The sequence below is a fragment of the Streptomyces sp. TRM49041 genome (assembly GCF_008271805.1).
In the GTDB taxonomy this organism is placed as follows: domain Bacteria; phylum Actinomycetota; class Actinomycetes; order Streptomycetales; family Streptomycetaceae; genus Streptomyces.
In genome coordinates, this window is the sequence record NZ_VSRY01000145.1 from 18,261 (window position 1) to 35,326 (window position 17,066).

Annotated in this window: 17 protein-coding genes; 4 read left to right on the top strand and 13 right to left on the bottom strand. The window is 72.0% G+C overall.

All coding sequences use genetic code 11. The features are described from left to right. The first annotated feature begins 9 nt into the window (after positions 1 to 9). The 4 genes from FVS66_RS19735 to FVS66_RS19750 all read left to right on the top strand — a co-directional run bounded on the left by FVS66_RS19735 (position 10) and on the right by FVS66_RS19750 (position 4,338). Positions 10 to 1,287, top strand: coding sequence for a CdaR family transcriptional regulator (locus FVS66_RS19735; RefSeq protein WP_149182510.1), 1,278 nt, complete (start codon positions 10 to 12; stop codon positions 1,285 to 1,287). A gap of 240 nt (positions 1,288 to 1,527) precedes the next feature. Continuing rightward, positions 1,528 to 1,881 carry a DUF485 domain-containing protein gene (locus tag FVS66_RS36085; RefSeq protein ID WP_262387089.1) on the top strand — a complete coding sequence of 118 codons (354 nt, stop codon included), beginning with the start codon at positions 1,528 to 1,530 and terminating at the stop codon, positions 1,879 to 1,881. Then, entirely contained in the window at positions 1,881 to 3,488 is a 1,608-nt protein-coding gene (locus FVS66_RS19745; RefSeq protein WP_149182511.1) for a cation acetate symporter, read from the top strand. Before FVS66_RS36085 ends, FVS66_RS19745 begins: the two co-directional genes overlap by 1 nt. 205 nt (positions 3,489 to 3,693) lie before the next feature. Then, entirely contained in the window at positions 3,694 to 4,338 is a 645-nt protein-coding gene (locus tag FVS66_RS19750; protein ID WP_149182512.1) for a hydrogenase maturation protease, read from the top strand. A gap of 93 nt (positions 4,339 to 4,431) precedes the next feature. Here FVS66_RS19750 and FVS66_RS35130 read toward each other — a convergent pair whose 3' ends face one another. The 13 genes from FVS66_RS35130 to FVS66_RS19810 all read right to left on the bottom strand — a co-directional run bounded on the left by FVS66_RS35130 (position 4,432) and on the right by FVS66_RS19810 (position 16,912). Then, on the bottom strand, positions 4,432 to 4,578 hold the full coding sequence (locus FVS66_RS35130) for a hypothetical protein (RefSeq protein WP_187645601.1): 147 nt from the start codon (positions 4,576 to 4,578) through the stop codon (positions 4,432 to 4,434). Between the two features lie 44 nt (positions 4,579 to 4,622). Further along, a complete protein-coding gene (locus FVS66_RS19755; protein ID WP_149182513.1) occupies positions 4,623 to 4,829 on the bottom strand; it encodes a hypothetical protein in 207 nt (68 codons plus the stop codon). A 10-nt stretch (positions 4,830 to 4,839) separates the two neighbouring features. Continuing rightward, complete coding sequence (locus tag FVS66_RS19760) at positions 4,840 to 5,430, bottom strand: DUF5947 family protein (RefSeq protein ID WP_149182514.1); 591 nt, start codon at positions 5,428 to 5,430, stop codon at positions 4,840 to 4,842. Continuing rightward, positions 5,427 to 5,978 carry a NifU family protein gene (locus tag FVS66_RS19765; protein WP_149182515.1) on the bottom strand — a complete coding sequence of 184 codons (552 nt, stop codon included), beginning with the start codon at positions 5,976 to 5,978 and terminating at the stop codon, positions 5,427 to 5,429. Before FVS66_RS19765 ends, FVS66_RS19760 begins: the two co-directional genes overlap by 4 nt. After that, a complete protein-coding gene (locus FVS66_RS19770) occupies positions 5,971 to 7,770 on the bottom strand; it encodes a nickel-dependent hydrogenase large subunit (RefSeq protein WP_149182516.1) in 1,800 nt (599 codons plus the stop codon). Before FVS66_RS19770 ends, FVS66_RS19765 begins: the two co-directional genes overlap by 8 nt. A 40-nt stretch (positions 7,771 to 7,810) precedes the next feature. Next, on the bottom strand, positions 7,811 to 8,899 hold the full coding sequence (locus FVS66_RS19775; protein ID WP_149182517.1) for a hydrogenase expression protein HypE: 1,089 nt from the start codon (positions 8,897 to 8,899) through the stop codon (positions 7,811 to 7,813). Further along, positions 8,896 to 9,075, bottom strand: a complete 180-nt coding sequence (locus FVS66_RS36090; RefSeq protein ID WP_262387090.1) for a hypothetical protein — start codon at positions 9,073 to 9,075, stop codon at positions 8,896 to 8,898. Before FVS66_RS36090 ends, FVS66_RS19775 begins: the two co-directional genes overlap by 4 nt. Continuing rightward, positions 9,047 to 10,588 carry a hypothetical protein gene (locus FVS66_RS19785; protein WP_262387091.1) on the bottom strand — a complete coding sequence of 514 codons (1,542 nt, stop codon included), beginning with the start codon at positions 10,586 to 10,588 and terminating at the stop codon, positions 9,047 to 9,049. Before FVS66_RS19785 ends, FVS66_RS36090 begins: the two co-directional genes overlap by 29 nt. 210 nt (positions 10,589 to 10,798) lie before the next feature. Then, positions 10,799 to 11,809: a hypothetical protein gene (locus FVS66_RS19790; protein ID WP_149182518.1), complete on the bottom strand. Its 1,011-nt coding sequence runs from the start codon at positions 11,807 to 11,809 to the stop codon at positions 10,799 to 10,801. After that, a complete protein-coding gene (locus FVS66_RS19795) occupies positions 11,802 to 12,356 on the bottom strand; it encodes a GAF domain-containing protein (RefSeq protein ID WP_149182519.1) in 555 nt (184 codons plus the stop codon). The genes FVS66_RS19790 and FVS66_RS19795 overlap by 8 nt, the downstream gene beginning before the upstream one ends. Continuing rightward, positions 12,340 to 13,218: a S8 family serine peptidase gene (locus FVS66_RS19800; protein ID WP_149182520.1), complete on the bottom strand. Its 879-nt coding sequence runs from the start codon at positions 13,216 to 13,218 to the stop codon at positions 12,340 to 12,342. The genes FVS66_RS19795 and FVS66_RS19800 overlap by 17 nt, the downstream gene beginning before the upstream one ends. After that, on the bottom strand, positions 13,215 to 16,412 hold the full coding sequence (locus tag FVS66_RS19805; protein WP_149182521.1) for an adenylate/guanylate cyclase domain-containing protein: 3,198 nt from the start codon (positions 16,410 to 16,412) through the stop codon (positions 13,215 to 13,217). Before FVS66_RS19805 ends, FVS66_RS19800 begins: the two co-directional genes overlap by 4 nt. Then, positions 16,409 to 16,912, bottom strand: coding sequence for a helix-turn-helix transcriptional regulator (locus FVS66_RS19810; protein WP_187645602.1), 504 nt, complete (start codon positions 16,910 to 16,912; stop codon positions 16,409 to 16,411). Before FVS66_RS19810 ends, FVS66_RS19805 begins: the two co-directional genes overlap by 4 nt. Positions 16,913 to 17,066: the final 154 nt, after the last annotated feature.

Genomic DNA, 17,066 nt, shown 5'->3' on the forward strand with positions numbered 1-17,066 from the left:
GGAGGGTCCATGCACGCCAGTTCCATCCCCGGCAGCCGCCCGTGGCCCGGCGGCGCCGCGGACCCCTCACCGCAGCAGCTGTTCGACCGGGCCTGCAGGAGCCTCCTGCGGCACGGCCCGGAGGTCGCCGACAGCGTGGTGCGGAAGATCCGCGCCGAGGTGCCCTACTACGCGGACCCCGTGCTCGCGCCACCGGACCTGCGGCGGACCGTCGGCGCCGGTGTCCAGTACGGACTGGAGGCGGCTCTGGAACCGGACCGCATCGTGGACGTCGAGCGCTACACCCGGGAGCTGGGCAGAAGACGCGCCGAACAGGGCCGCCCCCTCGACGAGGTGCTGCACGCCTTCCGGGTGGCCGGCTCGGAGGTCTGGAACGCGATCATCCAGGTGGTGGACCGGGACGGCCTCGGTGACGCCCGCCAGCTCGTACACGTCGCCGAGCTCGTGTGGAAGAGCAACGACCGCGACGCCGTCCTGGTCGCCGACGCCTACCGGCAGGCCGCCGAAGGCGTCGCCAGCCGGCACGGCGAGCGCGTCCGGCTGATCCTCGGCGCGCTCCTGGAGCGCGGCAGCCGGCCGGAGTTCGTCCGCAACGCGTCGGCCATCCTCGACCTGCCGCTCGACGGACGCTTCGCGGTGGCCGTGGTGGGCGCGACACCACCGTACGGCCGCGTCCCCCGCGCCCTTCCCGAGGTGCGCGGCCTCCGGATACTCCGCCATGCCGGCGACGGACGCGACGTACTCGTCGCCCACCTGGGCGACCGTCCCCTTGACGCGCTCGTCTCCGTCCTGGAGGCCGGTGCCGGGCTCCGGATCGGGATCAGCCCGGTCGTCCACGGGCTGGAGAGCCTGGCCCGCGCCCACGACCTGGCCGCCCTCGCCCTGCGCACCTGCCACGCGGACGGCGAGATCGCCCGGCTCGACACCCGCCTGCCCGACGGGCTCCTCGTCTCGCGGCCCGACCTCTCCGCCCACCTCGCGCAAGGGGTGCTCCGGCCGCTGTACGATCTCGACCCCGCCGACCGGGAGACCCTCCTCGGCACCGTCGGCGTCTGGATCGAGAACGGCGGCTCCGCCGTCCGGGCGGCACAGCACATGTTCTGCCACCGCAACACCGTGCTCAACCGGCTCCGCCGCTTCGAGCAGATTACCGGCCTCACGCTGACCCGCCCCCGCGACCTGGTCCACCTCACCCTCGCACTCGACGCCCAACGCCTGCTCGGACCGGCCGCCGTACTCGGCACCGCCGACGGCGACGGCGGACACAGCGACCGGTCGATCACCTGACCGACGTACCGGCCGCACCAGCCCGTACCGGCCGTACCGGCGCACCGGGCCCAGTACCGCGCGGGCGTCCCGACTGGGCACCGGCACAATCGCGCGTCCCGAGGTTGGGAGCGCACAACGGCCCCGGCACAAGGCATGGACCGGCCGGACCACAGGTGCTCTGGTGAGCACTCGTCGGAGGCGATCCCCCACGTCGACCGCCCGTGTTCACGCCCGTACCCGCGCCACTACCGGCGCCCGTTGCGCGCCCGCACCCGCGCCCGCCAGGAGTCCGCCATGGGATACCCGTACGACCCCCTGCTCCACGATCCGCCACGGCGTCACCGACGCCCCGGCACGTCCTTCGCCGCGGTCAACGGAGCGACGTTCGCCGTCCACCTGCTTCTCGCCTGCTTCGCCGAGGAGTTCCTGGCCACCCGGGTCTGGGGGCAGACCACCGTCGGCGCCCTGGCGCTCTTCGCCCAGGGCGTCCTGCTGGTGTGGACGGCCGTACGGTACGACCGCCACGAGGACGCGGACCGCACCCCGCAGGTGCCCACGCCCTCGGCGGCGACGCCGGAGCAGAAGCCGGAGCAGCCGGGGTGGGAGTGGTGATGACCCCGGAGATCACGCTCGCCGCGTCAGGCACCGCGGCCGGCACCCTGGACGGCGGCACGCGCGCCCTCGTTCTCGTGGGCTTCCTGACGATCATCGTGCCCATCCTGCTCATCTCCGCCCTCAGCGGACCCGACCGGGAACAGGTCAACGACTTCTACACGGCGGGCCGCAAGCTGCGGCCCCTGCGCGGCGCGCTCGTCCTGTCCGGCGTCTATCTCTCCGCGGCCACCGTGCTCGGCACCACGGGCAGCGTCGCGGTCTTCGGCTACGACGGAATGTTCATCGCCCTGTCGACCGTGCTGTCGCTCGGCGTGCTCCTGCTGCTCGCCCGTCCCCTGCGCGAGCGCGCCGGCTACACCCTCGGCGACACCTTCGCCCTGCGTACGCCGGGGCCCGCCGTGCGGATCGCCGTCGCCGTCGTGACCCTGAGCGTGTGCGTCCCCTATCTCGTCGTGCAGCTCTCCGGCGCGGGCGTGACCACCGCGACCCTGCTGGGGCTGTCCGGCCCCGGCGCCGAACAGACCGCCATCGTCATGATCGGGGCACTGGTCGTCTGCGCCACGGTCTTCGGCGGCATGCGCGGCACGATCATGATCCAGCTGATCAAGACGGTCATCCTGCTCTGCGCCGCCGTGGCCGTCACCGCCGTACTGCTCCACCGGTTCGACTGGAGCACCGACTCCCTGATCGACGCCGCCGCACAGGGCAGTGGCCGACCCGCCGGCTATATGGCTCCCGGGCTCCGGTTCGCCGGGGGTACCGAGCCCGCGAGCACCCTGGACTTCATCGGCCTGATGGTCACCATCGTCCTGGGCGTGGCATGCCTGCCGCACGTCGCCGCACAGCTGAGCACGGCTCCGGACGCGGCCGCCGCGCGCCGTACCGTACGCCACACGCTCAGCATCGTCGCCGGCATCTGCCTCACCCTCGTCCTGATGGGCATGGCCGCCGCCGCGCTGGTCGGCGCCCCCGCGATCATCGGCGCGGACCCGGGCGGCAACGGCACCCTCCTGATGCTCGCCGACGAACTCGCGGGCGGCCCCTCCACCGCGATGAACGGTGCGTTCCTCGTCGTACTGGTCACCTCCGCCGCGTTCCTCACCACCCTGGCCGTCGTGGCCAGCATCACCCTCGCCGCCGCGGGGGCGATCGCCCACGACCTCTACACCCATGTCCTGCGCCGCGGCCGTACGAGCGAGGAGCAGGAAGTCGCCGCCGCCCGCTGGGCCTCCGCCGGCGTCGGAGTGCTCAGCATCGGCCTGGCCGTCCTGGTCCAGGGCTGGAACGTCCTGTTCCTCTCGGCCCTCTCCCTCGCGGTGGCGGCCTCCTGCCTGCTGCCGGCGCTGCTCTACTCCCTCTTCTGGCGCGGCTACAACCGCACCGGCCTCCTCTGGACGCTCTACGGCGGTCTCGGCTGCGCCGTCGGCCTTCAGATCTCCGGCCCGGTCTTCTCCGGCAGCCCCTTGGCGCTCTTCCCGGAGTGGCACCTCAACTGGTTCCCCCTCCAGACGGTCGTCCTCGTATCACTGCCCGCGGCCTTCCTCCTCGGCGGCCTCGGCAGCATCGCGGCAGGACGGCGCACACCGCAGCCCGCGGAGCGATGACCGGAGCACACCGGGACTCCGCCACAGCCTGACCGGTCCGCCTCCCGCGGAGACGCCCGAGGCGGACCGGCGTCCTTTCGACGGAATTCCGCCGTCGCGTGCGTGCGGCGTGCCCGCCACGCACGCCGGCCGGTGCGCATGCTGTTCCTCCGAGCCGGCCCGGACGAAGGAGCCTCATGGGCAACGGACACCGTACGGACATCCGGTGAACGCCGGCCTCACGACCGGGCCGGCGGAGGACGGCGCACGCCCGACGGGGCGGCGGTCGCGTCTCCTGGTGGCGGGCATCGGCAATATCTTCCTCGGTGACGACGCCTTCGGCCCCGAAGTGATCAACGCCCTGCGCGCGCGGCCCCTGCCCGCACCGGTGGACGTCGCGGACTTCGGGATCCGCGGCATGGACCTCGCGTACCGGCTGCTGGACGGGTACGCCGCCGCCGTGCTCGTCGACGCCGCCCCCCGGGGCGACCGGCCCGGCACCCTCCACCTCATCGAACCGGACGTCGGGGAAGCCACGGCGGTCCCGGAGGCCCACGGCATGGACCCCGTGAAGGTCCTGGCCCTGGCCGCGCGGCTCAGCGACGGCGCCCTGCCGCGCGTCGTCGTCCTGGGCTGCGAACCGGCGGTACGGCTCCGCGGCGACGAGGACGTCACCGTCGGTCTCAGCGCACCGGTACGGGACGCCGTCGGCCGCGCCGCGACACTGCTCCACTCGGTGGCACGGACGCTGCTGGCGGACCCCACGGCACCGATGCAGGCGGAGGACGCGACGGAAGCCCGTGACCCCCTGAGGTCCCGTGACCCCCTCCCGCACCGTCCCCCGTGGGCGGACGCCGGAGCCACCGGGTAGGAACAAGCCTGGAACACCGGCGGAAGGACGCGCGTCCGCCGACCCGGGCCGGGACGGCGGCGTGCCCGCCGTCCCGGCCCGGGACCGCGAGGGTCACCGGGGGTGGCGGGCTCCCGAGCGGTATCCGGCCATCCTCCAGATCCTGACTTCGCGCATCAGTCCCGGAATCTCTCGGATCAGGATCGCGAGCGCCAGTCCGCCCACGAGCACCGCCTCCGCCATCAGCACACGTCTGGCCATGTGCCTGCCTCCTCGATCGTTCCGTAGTGACGGGCCTGCGCCGCTCATCCCGGAGGGATGTTCGGCATGATCCTCATGATCGCGTTGTGCCCTCCGACATGGATGCCGGTGGACTTACGCGCGTCGGCGGTGCCGTCCTCGTGGTGGCCCGGCTGCGACTTGTACGGACCCTTGTTGCCCTGGTGCAGTCCGAAGACATGCGTCGGGGTGTCGGTCTTCACCTGGGCCTTCCCGACCCTGATCCTTCCCATCGTCCGCTCCTCACGTCCGTTCGGTCAGCTCCGCGAAGAACTGTCCGATCGCCGGCCAGACCTGGCCGCCGCCGGACATTCCCCGCCATTCCCGCCGGACGACGGCGACCATCCGGAGGCAGTCGTCCACCGGGACGATCCAGTGATGGCTCATGTCCCACGCCGTGTTGACCAGCAGCGCCTCCACGTCGGGCTCCAGGTCGGCCACCCGCGGGCAGCGGGCCACGAGGTCCTGCCACGCCGCGGGCTCCGGTTCCCATCGGGTGGGTCCAGCGGGGCTCGGGTAGTGGGCAGTGACAGTGCCGTCGGCCCGGGGTACGAAGAACGCCAGCCCGACGGGTACCCCGAGGGCCGTGGTGTCGACCGGCGGAAGCCTGATCCGGCGCGTGGGCACCAGCCGGTACCGCCCTTCGCCCGCCTCGTCCTTGACGAACAGCAGCGAGCAGGGCCGGCAGGCACACAGCACCTCCTCGCGGCTCGTGTCGCACAGATGCCGGTGGTCGTCCGGCACCCTCTCCCCGCACAGGTCGCAGTGGTCGCCGGGCCCCTGCCCCCGGTCGGCGGCCTCGCGGATGACACGGGCCAGCGCACCGGCCGTCATGACGCCTCCTGGGGCTGTGCGTGCCGGAGCGTCAGCGCGCCGAGGGGCACGAAGGCGGGGGCGGCCTCGGCCGGTTCCGCCACCCGCTCCACGCCCGACAGCTCCGGCGCGGCGGCGAGCAGCGTCTCACGGACCGCCTCCTCGACACCGGACCAGGAGGAGCCGCACCCCTTGGTACTCAGCCGCACCCGGGCGACGTCTTCGTCGATCCCGTCCAGCTCCAGGTCGCCGCCACGCTCGCGCACCGCCTCCCGCAGCCTCTCGACGGCACGCGCCACCCGGCGTTCCACCGGGTCCGGATGGATGGCGTGCAGTACCAGCAGATGACCGAGCAGGTCGTCCTCGGTCATGCGGCCGGCCGACTCCTCGTCGGCGTGGTCCAGGACGCGGGCCAGCGCCTCGCCGTAGACCTCGGTGAGGGCACGTACCGCCTCGACCGCCGACCGGGCGGTCGGCCCGGGCGCGGCCTCGACCTGTCCGAGCAGTTCGTCGATGCGGGACAGCCGGTCCGCGACCGCCGGGGCGTCGAGCCGGCCGTGGTCACTCATGACCGCCGCCGTACGTCGGCGTGTGGAACTTCTGCAGGGTGGTGCCGTTGCCCAGGTACATGTGCACACCGCAGGGGAGGCACGGGTCGAAGCTGCGGACGGTCCGCATGATGTCGACGCCCTTGAAGTCGTCGGGCCCGTTCTCCTCGAAGATGGGCTGGCCCTGTACCGCGTCCTCGTACGGACCGGGGTTGCCGTAACTGTCCCGTGGGCTGGCGTTCCAAGGGGTCGGCGGATACGGATGGTAGTTCGCGATCTTCTTGTCCTTGATCACCAGGTGGTGCGAGAGGACACCGCGGACCGCCTCGTGGAAGCCGCAGCCGATCGCCTCGTCCGGCACGTCGTAGTTCTCGAAGACCTTGGTGTCGCCGGCCCGGACCAGACCCATGGCCTTCTCGGTGAAATCGAAGGCCATGGCCGCCGCGTAGGCGATGAAGTAGGGCCTGGCGCGGTCGCGTTCGATGGTGTTGCTCCACTGGGGGATCTTCCACTCCAGTGTCATCTCGTCCAGCTTCTCGCTCTTCGGCAGGGTGATCCGCACGCTGTGCCCGGTGGCCTTGACATAGGGCGTGTCGACGATTCCGTTGAGCGCCGTCGACCACAGGCGCGCCAGGGGCCCGCCACCGGTGTCCAGGGCGAGGTGCTGGTCGGTGGCCTTGTCGTACCAGCGGGGGCTCATCACCCAGCTGTACTTGTTGTCGAAGTCGCGCTTCTGCGGCACGGGCACGGTGGTCTGGTTCCACGGGTGCCGCATGTCGACCGGGTTGCCGAGGGGATCGTGGGTGACGAAGGGCTCCTCGGTCTCCCAGTCCTCGTAGAAGGAGCTGCCGAGCAGGATCCGCATGCCCAGGTTGATGTCGACGAGGTTGTTGGTGACGAGCTTGCCGTCGACGATGACGCCGGGCGTGACGTACATCGCCTTGCCCCACTCGTTCATCGACGCGTAGCGGTAGTCGCAGACGTCCGGGTTCTGCCAGGCGCCCCAGCAGCCGAGCAGGATTCGTCGACGTCCCACCTCCTCGTAGCCGGGCAGCGCCTCGTAGAAGAAGTCGAAGATGTCGTCGTTCATCGCCACGGCCTGTTTGACGAAGTCGAGGACCTTCATCAGCCGCGAGAGGTAGTCGGTGAAGGTGGTCGGCTGCGGCATCGTGCCGACACCGCCGGGATACATCGTCGACGGGTGGACGTGGCGCCCCTCCATCAGACAGAACATCTCCCGGGTGACCCGGCTGACCTTCAGGGCCTGCTTGTACACCTCGCCCTCGAACGGGTTGAAGGCGCGCATGATGTCGGCGATCGTGCGATAGCCGTGGATGTCGCCGCGTGGCGCCTCGGTCCGCTCCGCCTTGGCCAGCACGCCCGGGTTGGTGACCTTGACCATGGCTTCGCAGAAGTCCACGAACACCAGGTTGTCCTGGAAGATGGTGTGGTCGAACATGTACTCGGCCGCTTCGCCGAGGTTGGTGATGTGTTCGGCCAGCCGCGGCGGCTTGACGCCGTAGGCCATCTGCTGGGCGTAGTTGGAGCAGGTGGTGTGGTTGTCGCCGCAGATCCCGCAGATGCGTGAGGTGATGAAACCCGCGTCGCGCGGGTCCTTCCCCTTCATGAATACCGAGTAGCCGCGGAAGAGCGACGAGGTGCTGCGGCATTCCACCACTTCGCGGTTGGCGAAGTCGATCTTCGTGTAGATGCCGAGATTGCCGATGATCCGGGTGATCGGGTCCCACGACATGTCCACGATCTGTGCGGGCTTGCGCTCCGTGGCGCGGACTCGATCCTCGGTGTCGGTCATATGAAGTCCCTGTCTCGTTGCCGGCTGTGTCAGAGGGGTGTCAGGGGCGCCAGTACGGGTCGTAGCCGCTGGTCAACGCAGGCTCGTTGTGATGCCACTTCGGTTCGCGGTTGACCGCGACGTTGGTGATCGCACGCATCCGCCGGATGAAGCTCCCGTACGGTCTGATGAGCGTCGACGACAGCCTGCCGCCGGTGGGCTCGTCCATGAACGGCATGAAGGCGTCGGGGAAGCCGGGCATGGTGCAGCCGATGCAGATGCCCCCGACGTTCGGGCAGCCGCCCACGCCGGACATCCAGCCCCGCTTGGGCACGTTGCAGTTGACGACAGGGCCCCAGCAGCCCACCTTCACCTGGCACTTGGGCGAGTTGTAGTCCTTGGCGAAGTCGGCCTGCTCGTAGTAGGCGGCACGGTCGCAGCCCTCGTGCACGGTCCTGCCGAAGATCCACTGAGGGCGCAGCATATGGTCCAGCGGAGGCGGCGGCGCCGACCCCGCCGCGTGGTGCAGCACCCACACCAGCGTCTCCATGAAGTTCTCCGGCTGGATGGGGCAGCCCGGCACATTGACGACCGGCAGCGCTCCCCGCGACTTGAAGTCCCAGCCCAGGTAGTCCGCCAGCCCCATGGCGCCGGTGGGGTTCCCGGCCATCGCGTGGATTCCGCCGTACGTCGCGCAGGTGCCGGCGGCGACCACCGCCCACGCCTTCGGGGCCAGCTGGTCGAGCCACCAGTTGAGGGTGAGCGGTTCGCCGGTCTCCAGGTCGTTGCCGAAGGATGTCCAGTAGCCGTCGCCCTCGATGATGTTCTGGTTGGGGATCGATCCCTCGATGACCAAGATGAACGGGGCCAGCTCCCCACGGGCGGCCGCCCGGAAGGGTGCGAGGAAGTCCTCGCCGCCCTCGCTGGGCGACAGCACCTTGTTGTAGAGGTGCACTTTCGGCAGGCCGGGTACGAGCCCCAGCACGAGGTCCTCGATGGCGGGCTGGCCGGCGGCCGTCATGGAGACGGTGTCGCCGTCGCAGCTCAAGCCCTCGGAGATCCACAGGATATGGATCTCCTCGAAACCCTCCCCTCCAGGGGGACGTTCGGGCTGTCGGCTGACTTCTGTGGTGCCGCTCTCCGTGGTCATGTCCTGGGCCTCCGCTGCAGTCGGTCTCGGAGTCGGTCGTATGTGGCCGCCACAGGCCCCGCGAGGGTCACCTCGACCACCGCCCGCCGCCGGGTGCCGGAGGCCGCGGCGTGGTGGTCGCGGAAGAGTCGCTCCGCCATGCGGTGGTCATGCTTCAGCACTTCGAGAGCGTCCATCGCACCTTTCCTTCTCCCGGTCGGCGTCCACCGGCTGGAGTTCGTCGGGGCGGAAGTAGAAGAACCGGCCGTACCAGCTGTTCAGCTCCGCGGCGGGATCGTCGTCGAGCGTGACGGCGACGTGCACGCTGCCGTCGACGTCGTGGAAGACCGCCGCGACCTGTGCGGTCCGGCCGGTGAGGAACATGTCGTGCGCGTCGGCGCCCCGGCCGCGCGGCCGCAACAGCACTCGCGCGCCGCTAGCCACCGGTACGCCGTCGACCAGCACGCTGTCCGTCGTGGGGCACAGGCCGTCGTCGCCGCCCTCCTGCCACCACGGGGCGGTCCCGCGCGCCGGGCCGGGAGCGGCTCCGGTTTCCGCTCCGGGCGCGGCCGGCGACGGTGTGACGAGCCGCTCCGGCATGACGAGCCGCTCCGGCTCCGGCCGTGGGTCCAGCGACCGGACGGTGCCGTGCAGCCGGGCGAAGATCTCCGGCGGCATGCTCTCGACGCGGTCGAGGATCTCGGCGGCACGCCGGTCCGTGGCCCGTGCCTCGCGCTTCTCCTCGTCCGTCAGGAGGAGCGTCCGCAGGGTCAGGATCTCGTCGATCTCCGCGGCGTCATGGAGGTCTCCGGGGCTCTCCGGCGCCACCTCGGGGTGGTCGGAGAGGATGATGGGCGACGACAGAACGGCCGCGCCGGAGCCGGGCGCGCCCGCGAGCACGGGGAACGTGTGCAGATTGCGGCAGTCCCGCGCGTGCGTCTCGCAGTCTTCGGGCGGGTCGGCCGACGAGACGAACTCCAGCCCGTCGCCGCCGATGAGCGTGTGTGTCGCGATGAGCGCACCGCGCAGCGCCTCGTCCCGCGACGCCGTGCCGCCACCGGGCGAACGGCCGGTGTTCTCCGTGCGTACCCGCAGCCGATGGAGACCGCCTTCCCCGGGAAGCCGCTCCGCCTGTACCAGCGCCACCGCCTCGACCGGCCATCTGCGGCGCACCACCCGTCCGTGCCCGTCGCCGAGCGGCTCCGTCTCCTCACCACCGGTGCGCCCCAACGAGAACGACCGTCCGTCCCCGAGGAGAGCGGCCAGCGGTGCGACGAGGTCCGTCTCCCGGGGCACGGCCTCGTCGAAGGTGAGATGGACGGTCCCCGCGCTCTCCGTCTCCTCGACGGGCCGCCAGTCGCCGTCCGTGCCCCGCCGCTCCACCTGCTTGCGCTGGAGCTGCAGGTAGCGCACCTGCACATGGACCGACGCGGTCGGCCCGGCCCGTAGGAGGCACTCGGTCTGCTGGTACCAGGAGTCGACGGACCCCGAGACGCCCGGCGGCACCGGGCCGCCCGCCTCCGCCCACTCCCGTGGCGTGAGGACACCGAACTGCCAGCGCACCCGGTTCTTCGGCGACGACCTGCGGTACGGGTACAGCAGATAGCCCTCGTAGAGGACGGCATCGGCCACGGCCCGCAGCCGCCCGAAAGCGGCACGGGCCACGGGCGGCGCGCCGTCGGTGTCCCCGTCGGCCGGGTCGGTCACCATTCGGCCTCCTCACACAGCCTGGCTCTGCGGCCTTCCACCAGGCTCACATCATTTGTCTGCTATCACCCCTTATAGGCCATCGGATGGGCGGTGTACCGTCGGCCCTCGGCCGCGCGCCCCGTGTCATCCCTCCGGCCGTGCGCGCGGCGGCTGCCCGGGGTACGTCGACATGGGGGGCGCCCCCCGCCCCACCGGCTCGGCCGAGGCGTGTCAGGAGGCCGTAGGGCGGGCCGCGGGCCGCGCCGCGCCGAGGAAGGTGAGCAGGCCGACCGGGCCCGGGCGGGGTCCCCCGACAGCGGACCAGTGGAGGTCGCGTACGGTGCGCACGGCCGCCCGGGTCACCACGTCCACTCCGGCCTTGCGCTCGAACCAGCGCCAGTCGCCGTGGGCGTTCATCTCCAGGAACACCGCTTCACCGCGGTCCAGCAGGAAGTCGAACGCCCCGTACCCGAGGTCCCACATCCCGGCCAGGGCACGCACCGCCTCGGCCACGCCGGGCGGCGCCTCGGCGGGACGCACCCGCACGCGGTCCGGACGCGACCAGATGTCGCGCGGGTCGTCCTTGGCCACCTCGAACGCGATGACTTCACCTCCCACGACGTAGACCCGGAACTCGGCGTCGTGGCCGACGTACTCCTGCAGCACCACCGGTGTGCCGTGGGGCAGCCCCAGCGCGCCGTCCAGCTGAGACCGCTCCAGGATCCGGGGCAGGAACCAGGCGAGCCGGCCCGGCTCGGCTTCCACGTAGTGCCGGTCGAGGGCCTTCACCACGTACCGCCCGCACGCGAGCCGCCCGGCGGCGGCCGCGGGATCGGTGGTGACCACGCCCCGCGGGGTACGGATGCCGAGTGCCGCCGCCTGGGCGCGCTGACGGAGCTGGCCGGGATCGGTGGCGCCGAGGGTGGTGCCGGACACGACGGCCAGCTGGCGCGCCAGCGCCGTCCACGAGTCGCGGTACAGCATCTGCCGGTCGGCGGGGCGCGTCGACGGCGCGGCACGCAGTGAGAAGTGGCGCAGCCAGGTCACGGTGGGGACGAACCGGTGTCCGTTCAGCGTCATCGGCGTCATCGGCCCGCCGGGTTCGCAGGTGGCCTCCACATCCTCCAGCCCGTCCGCGTCGAGGCGGAGGACGGGCACGCCGATCCTGCGTAACAGGGAGGCCACCTCGGTGGCCTCCCTGTCGCCGCGCCTGGTCAGCAGGAGCACGCAGTGCTCAGCCACGGGCGTTCTCCAGCAGCGACTCCGCCATCTCCAGCAGCCGAAGGGCCTTGTCGGACCGCTGGTCGGGCGCCGTGGCGCGCAGCCGCGTCAGCAGTTCCAGGCCGATGGCCGCCTGGTCGGCGAGCAGGTCCAGCAACTCCACATCGGCCATCTCCCGCACTCCGCCGGAGCCACGGTCGAGCACCTCCAGCACTCCGATGCACGCGTCGCCGCTGAACAGGGGAGCCGCCATGATGCTGTTGGGCACATAGCCGGTCGAGGCGGCGGCCGCGCCCGAGAAGTGCTTCGACTCGCGCAGGTCGTCGACGAGCATCGACTGTCCCGAGGCCGCCACCCACCCCGCGATGCCGGTCCCCGCCGGGAAGCGTGATCCGACGAGCTGACCGTCCCCCTCGCCGGCCACCGCCTCGAAGACCAGTTCCCCGGCGTCGGGGTCGATGAGGAAGATCGAGGAGGCCGCCGCCCCGAAGGCGTGCCGCGCGACTTCCACGATGGACTGCAGCAGGCGGCGCTCGGTGGGCGCCGCGGCGTCAACGGGGAGTGTCATGCCCGCCTCCGAATCGGCCGACCACATTGCCGGCGCACAGGAACAGAACCGTCTTCAGCTGGAACGGTGTGAGCCAGGGGTGCTTGCCGAGGACCAGCGCGCACAGACCCGAGACGTGCGGTGCGGCGAAGCTGTTGCCGGTCGAGCGGATGGTGCCGCCGCCGGGCCAGGCCACGGGGACGCGGACGCCCCGGGCGTGGAACTCCACGGGTGGAGCCGGGTTGTAGTAGTAGGTCATCGGATCGTCCTCGTCATGGCTGGCGACCGAGATCACCGACGAGAACGACCACGGATAGCTGGGCACGGGCCGGTTGTGCGCGGAGACGACGAGCGCGCACCGGCGGAAGTAGGCCCGGTCGGCCAGTTCGTGCAGCTGCGCCGACAGGGCCGTCCGGGTCGTCGCCAGGCTGAGGTTGATCACGTCGAACCCCTGGTCGATCGCCCAGGACAGCCCGGTGACGAGGGCCGCGCCGCTGCCCGTCCTGCCGTCGGTCAGGACCTGGACGGACGAGACGGAGGCCCTCGGGGCGAGGGAACGGATCACACCGGCGCAGGCCGTACCGTGTCCGGCCAGGTCCGAGGGGGAGCACTCCGCGATGTCCAACCCGCCGTCGCCGTTCTCGACGGTGGTCACCGACCGGTCGACCCCACCCACCAGCGGGTGGTCGGCCTGCACTCCGCTGTCCACCACACAGACGCGGACACCCGACCCGTCCGCACCGCCCCAGGCCCACTCGGGGGAGACCTCGCGCATGGGGACGGCCGCGAACTCCTCCAGGGTCTGTGTACTGGTCTTCGCTCCCCAGGCCGGCACACCCGGTGTGTAGGCCCTCGACGGCCGTCTCCAGGGCGGATCGCTCATCTGTTCTCCTCCGGGTCGGTGCGCACGGTGTCCCGGTCGGTCGGCTCTTCGTCCCGGCCGGCCAGCCATGTGCGGACCGCCCCGGCCGGGAGCACGGCCTCCTTCGCCGTCAGGGCCGCCAGCGCCCGCTCCGCCGCGCACCTGGCCCGTGCGGGCGCCCCGGCCGCGTGCAGGACCCGGGCGGCCTCGAACCACACATCGCCGATCAGACAGGGGTCGTCGGTGCGGTCCAGGGCGGCGGTGGCCCGGTCGGCCGCGGAGACGGCCTCGTCGAACGCGCCGACCCGCGCGCAGATCCGTGCCCGCAGGGCCAGTTCGACGGCCCGCCCGCGGGTCTCCGGCGTCACCCCCGTCGGCGGCGCGAGAGCGGCGAGGCCGCTGTCGTCGCCCGCACGAAAGCGTTCGCGGGCCGCGTACACCCGTAGCGTGGCCGCCGTCGTGCTCTGCCCCAGTGCGCCGAGCCGGTCCGCCGCCACCGTGTAGTGGCGGGCCGCGGCCGGGTGCGCGCCGCACAGCGACTCGATGAGCCCCGCGGTCTGGTCGGCGGCGACACCTCCGAGGGTCAGAGCCAGGTCCGCGGAGTGCCGCCGCGCCCGCGCCACGTCGTCGCGTGCCTCGTCGACCCGGCCCGACAGGGCCAGATGGCGCGCTCGGGTCAGCAGGATCGGCACGAGCAGACAACGGTCGCCGTCGAAGCGCCGGGCCAGTTCCTCGCAGAGCGCCACGGCCTTGCCGAGCGGGGTCGGCGACCACTGCGTCAGTTCGCAGATCGACACCAGGATCCGGTTCTCCTCGTACGTGTCGCCGAGCCGCCGGGCGTGGGCCAGGGCCTCGCGCATGGCGGACTCGGCCGCGCCGATCCTGCCTTCGGCGAAGCCGCGCAGGGACGACAGCTGATGGAGTCTGCACCAGCTCAGGTCGTCCTGCCGCTCCGGCAGGGCGGCCGGGGTGTCCGGGTGTGCCGGGTCGCCGGAGCGCAGCGCGATCGTCTGCCGCAGGACGGCGCAGGTGTGCCGCGTAGGCAGGTCGTGCCCGCACCTGTCCTCGGCCTCGGCGACGGCCTGCCGGGCGTCGTCCCACCGGCCGAGAGCCGCGTACGCGTCGGTGATGCGGACGGCGAGGACGCGATGGCCGGGGTCCCCGTCCGGGGTCAGTGCGCGTCCGCGTTCCATCAGCGACACGGCGGCGGGCAGGTCGCGGCGGTGCAGGGCCCGGTACCCGGTGGCCACCAGGGCACGAGCCGCCCTGTCGGTCAGAGCGGGCAGTCCGGGGTCGCCCGGGTGCACCTCGGCCAGCAGTCCGCACGCCGACTCCAGGTGGTGGGCGAGGTCCTCCTCGGTTCCCGGACCGGGGGACGGCGAATCCGGCCGCCGCTCCGAGAGCCGCTCCGAGAGCCGGTCCTCGAGTCGGTCCGCGATCCTCCTGTGCCAGTCGGCGCGCCGGGCCTTGGACGTCATCTCGTAGAGCGTGTCCCGGGCGAGCACGCGGGTGAACCGGTACGCGCCGGGCGGACCGGAGGGGTGGATGACGCGTGACCGCAGGAGCCGGTTCACCGCGCCGTCGAGTACGTCGTCGGTCAGCGAGGGCGCGTCGTCGGCGAGTGCCCGCACATCGTCCACGGTGAACGATCCGCCCACACCGGCCGCGCGTTCCAGCACCTGGCGGTCGGCGGCCGGCAGCCGGTCCAGCCAGGCGGTCAGCAGCACCCGGATCGTCGTGGGGACGCCCCGCACCGCGGACGGGTCGCCGGCCAGATTCTCCACGAGCAGCTCGGCGAAGAGAGGGTTGCCGTCGCACTCCTGGACGACCCGGGCCAGGGCGTCGTCGGTGCGGGCCGCCTCCTGGGCGGCGACCTCGGCGCGGTCCGCCAGCAGGCCGACGAGCCGTTCGGTCTGATGGAGCGGCAGCGCGTCGACGCGCAGGGCGAGGGCCTCGCCGAGCGTGCCGTCCCCGCCGGAGTACCCGGTGGCGCGCTCGGGACGCGCCACGCAGACGATCAGCACCTCGGCGTCGACCGCCCCCTCGACCACTTCCCCGAGCATGTCGAGGAGGGTCGGTTCCGCCCAGTGGAAGTCCTCCAGTACGAGGAGCAGCGGAGACCGCCGCCCCAGCGCCTCCAGCAGGCGGCGGAACGCCCACCCGATCTCGTCGACGCTCACCGGGAGCCCGTTCTCGGCCCGGACGCCCAACGCCACGGCGAGGGCGGTGACGGCGCGGTCGGCGCTCGGGCGGAGGGCCTCCAGGGCGCTCACCGCCTCCTCCCAGCCGCCGGGCAGGGACCAGACCGCCTCGGCCAGCGGACGGTACGCGAGCCCGGCACCGTAGGGCTGGCAGGTGCCGCGCAGGACGACGGCGCCTGCGGCCGAGCGGACGGCGGCGAACTCCCGTACGAGACGCGACTTGCCGATGCCCGTGGGGCCGGTCACGGTGACGAGACGGCAGCGGCGGTCGCGGCGTACCGAGTCGGATGCCGTCAGCAGGGCGCCCAGCTCCGCCTCGCGGCCGACCAGCGGCACCAGGTCCTCCTGGCCCGCACCGTCGAGGAGCCCCACGACGCGCCAGGCCGTGACGAGGTCGCGCTTGCCCTTCAGCCGCAGCGGCGCCACGGCCTCCAGGCGCACCGCGTTGCCCACCAGCCGCGCCGTCTCGTCGCCGATGAGGATCTCGTGCGTCTCCGCGCGGGACTGGAGACGGGCGGCGGTGTGGACGACGTCGCCCACCACGCGCGCACCCCCGCCGGCGGCCCCGGCCACCACGGCCTCGCCCGAGGCGATTCCGCAGTGGATGTCGAGCCGCACCGCGGGGCCGCCGCGCTCCGGGCCGGCGTCGGCCAGCGCCTCCCGCACCGCGTACGCCGCCTGCACGGCACGCAGGGCGTCGTCCTCGTGACTGACGAACGCTCCGAAGACGGCCATCACCGCGTCGCCGATGAACTTCTCGACGACGCCTCCGCGTTCGGTCACCGCCGACGTGCAGGCGCCGTAGTACCGGTCCATGGTCCGCCGCAGGGCCTCGGGGTCGAGCGACTCGGCCAGCACGGTGGAACCGACCAGGTCGATGAAGACCGCAGTGACGATTCTCCGGCTGTCCGAGGACGGAGCCCCGCCGGTGAGCGGCGTACCGCAGTCCGGGCAGAAACGCGCCCCCTCCGGCGCCGCCGTGCGGCAACTGCCACAACGCGCGGGCCCGCTCACAGGAGTTTGAGGTCCTGACCCTCCACCTCGCCCGCGGCGGCCTCCAGACGCCCCTTGACGGAGTTGAGGACCTCGACTTCCTGCTCGCTGAGCTGGGAGAGTACCGAGCGCTGTTCGACCGCCAGCAGATCCACTGGATGGCCGGCCTCGCGCAGCGCGTTCAAGGCGTCGAAGGTCATGGCTACCGGTACCTCGTTCCCGTAGTGCGGCCGGCGCGCCTGTCCCTCCGCGGGCAGTGGTGGCCAGGTTCCCTGGACCAGTACGCCCAGCGCGTACAGCCGCGCGATCATTTCAGTACGGTTCGACGCGCCCGTTCTTCGGAGCATGTTGCATAAATGTGCCGCCACTGTGTGCGGACTGATGCAGAGGTCTTTCGCGATACGGCGGTTCGAGGCGCCGGCGGCCACGAGCGAAGCGATCCGAATTTCACGACCGGTCAAATCTGCCACCTCGGATACGGCGCACGAAACATGGACCTGTGTGCGGAATTCGTCACCCACGGAGACAGGGTAGCCGTGGGTCATGTTCCGGACAAGAAGGACCGTCGAGCGGTTGACGCCGTCGGCCCGGACCTCCGTACCGCCGCCGATTCATAGTCGATTGAGGGATGTGAACCCGGCCGCGCCGAGAGCAGTCTGGCGTGCGTCAAGCGCA

Bases quoted from the DNA above. Each gene is read 5' to 3' on its own strand.
- FVS66_RS19735 (WP_149182510.1), top strand. From the start codon at position 10: ATGCACGCCAGTTCCATCCCCGGCAGCCGCCCGTGGCCCGGCGGCGCC.
- FVS66_RS19745 (WP_149182511.1), top strand. From the start codon at position 1,881: ATGACCCCGGAGATCACGCTCGCCGCGTCAGGCACCGCGGCCGGCACC.
- FVS66_RS35130 (WP_187645601.1), bottom strand. From the start codon at position 4,578: ATGGCCAGACGTGTGCTGATGGCGGAGGCGGTGCTCGTGGGCGGACTG.
- FVS66_RS19755 (WP_149182513.1), bottom strand. From the start codon at position 4,829: ATGGGAAGGATCAGGGTCGGGAAGGCCCAGGTGAAGACCGACACCCCG.
- FVS66_RS19760 (WP_149182514.1), bottom strand. From the start codon at position 5,430: ATGACGGCCGGTGCGCTGGCCCGTGTCATCCGCGAGGCCGCCGACCGG.
- FVS66_RS19765 (WP_149182515.1), bottom strand. From the start codon at position 5,978: ATGAGTGACCACGGCCGGCTCGACGCCCCGGCGGTCGCGGACCGGCTG.
- FVS66_RS19770 (WP_149182516.1), bottom strand. From the start codon at position 7,770: ATGACCGACACCGAGGATCGAGTCCGCGCCACGGAGCGCAAGCCCGCA.
- FVS66_RS19775 (WP_149182517.1), bottom strand. From the start codon at position 8,899: ATGACCACGGAGAGCGGCACCACAGAAGTCAGCCGACAGCCCGAACGT.
- FVS66_RS36090 (WP_262387090.1), bottom strand. From the start codon at position 9,075: ATGGACGCTCTCGAAGTGCTGAAGCATGACCACCGCATGGCGGAGCGA.
- FVS66_RS19785 (WP_262387091.1), bottom strand. From the start codon at position 10,588: ATGGTGACCGACCCGGCCGACGGGGACACCGACGGCGCGCCGCCCGTG.
- FVS66_RS19795 (WP_149182519.1), bottom strand. From the start codon at position 12,356: ATGACACTCCCCGTTGACGCCGCGGCGCCCACCGAGCGCCGCCTGCTG.
- FVS66_RS19800 (WP_149182520.1), bottom strand. From the start codon at position 13,218: ATGAGCGATCCGCCCTGGAGACGGCCGTCGAGGGCCTACACACCGGGT.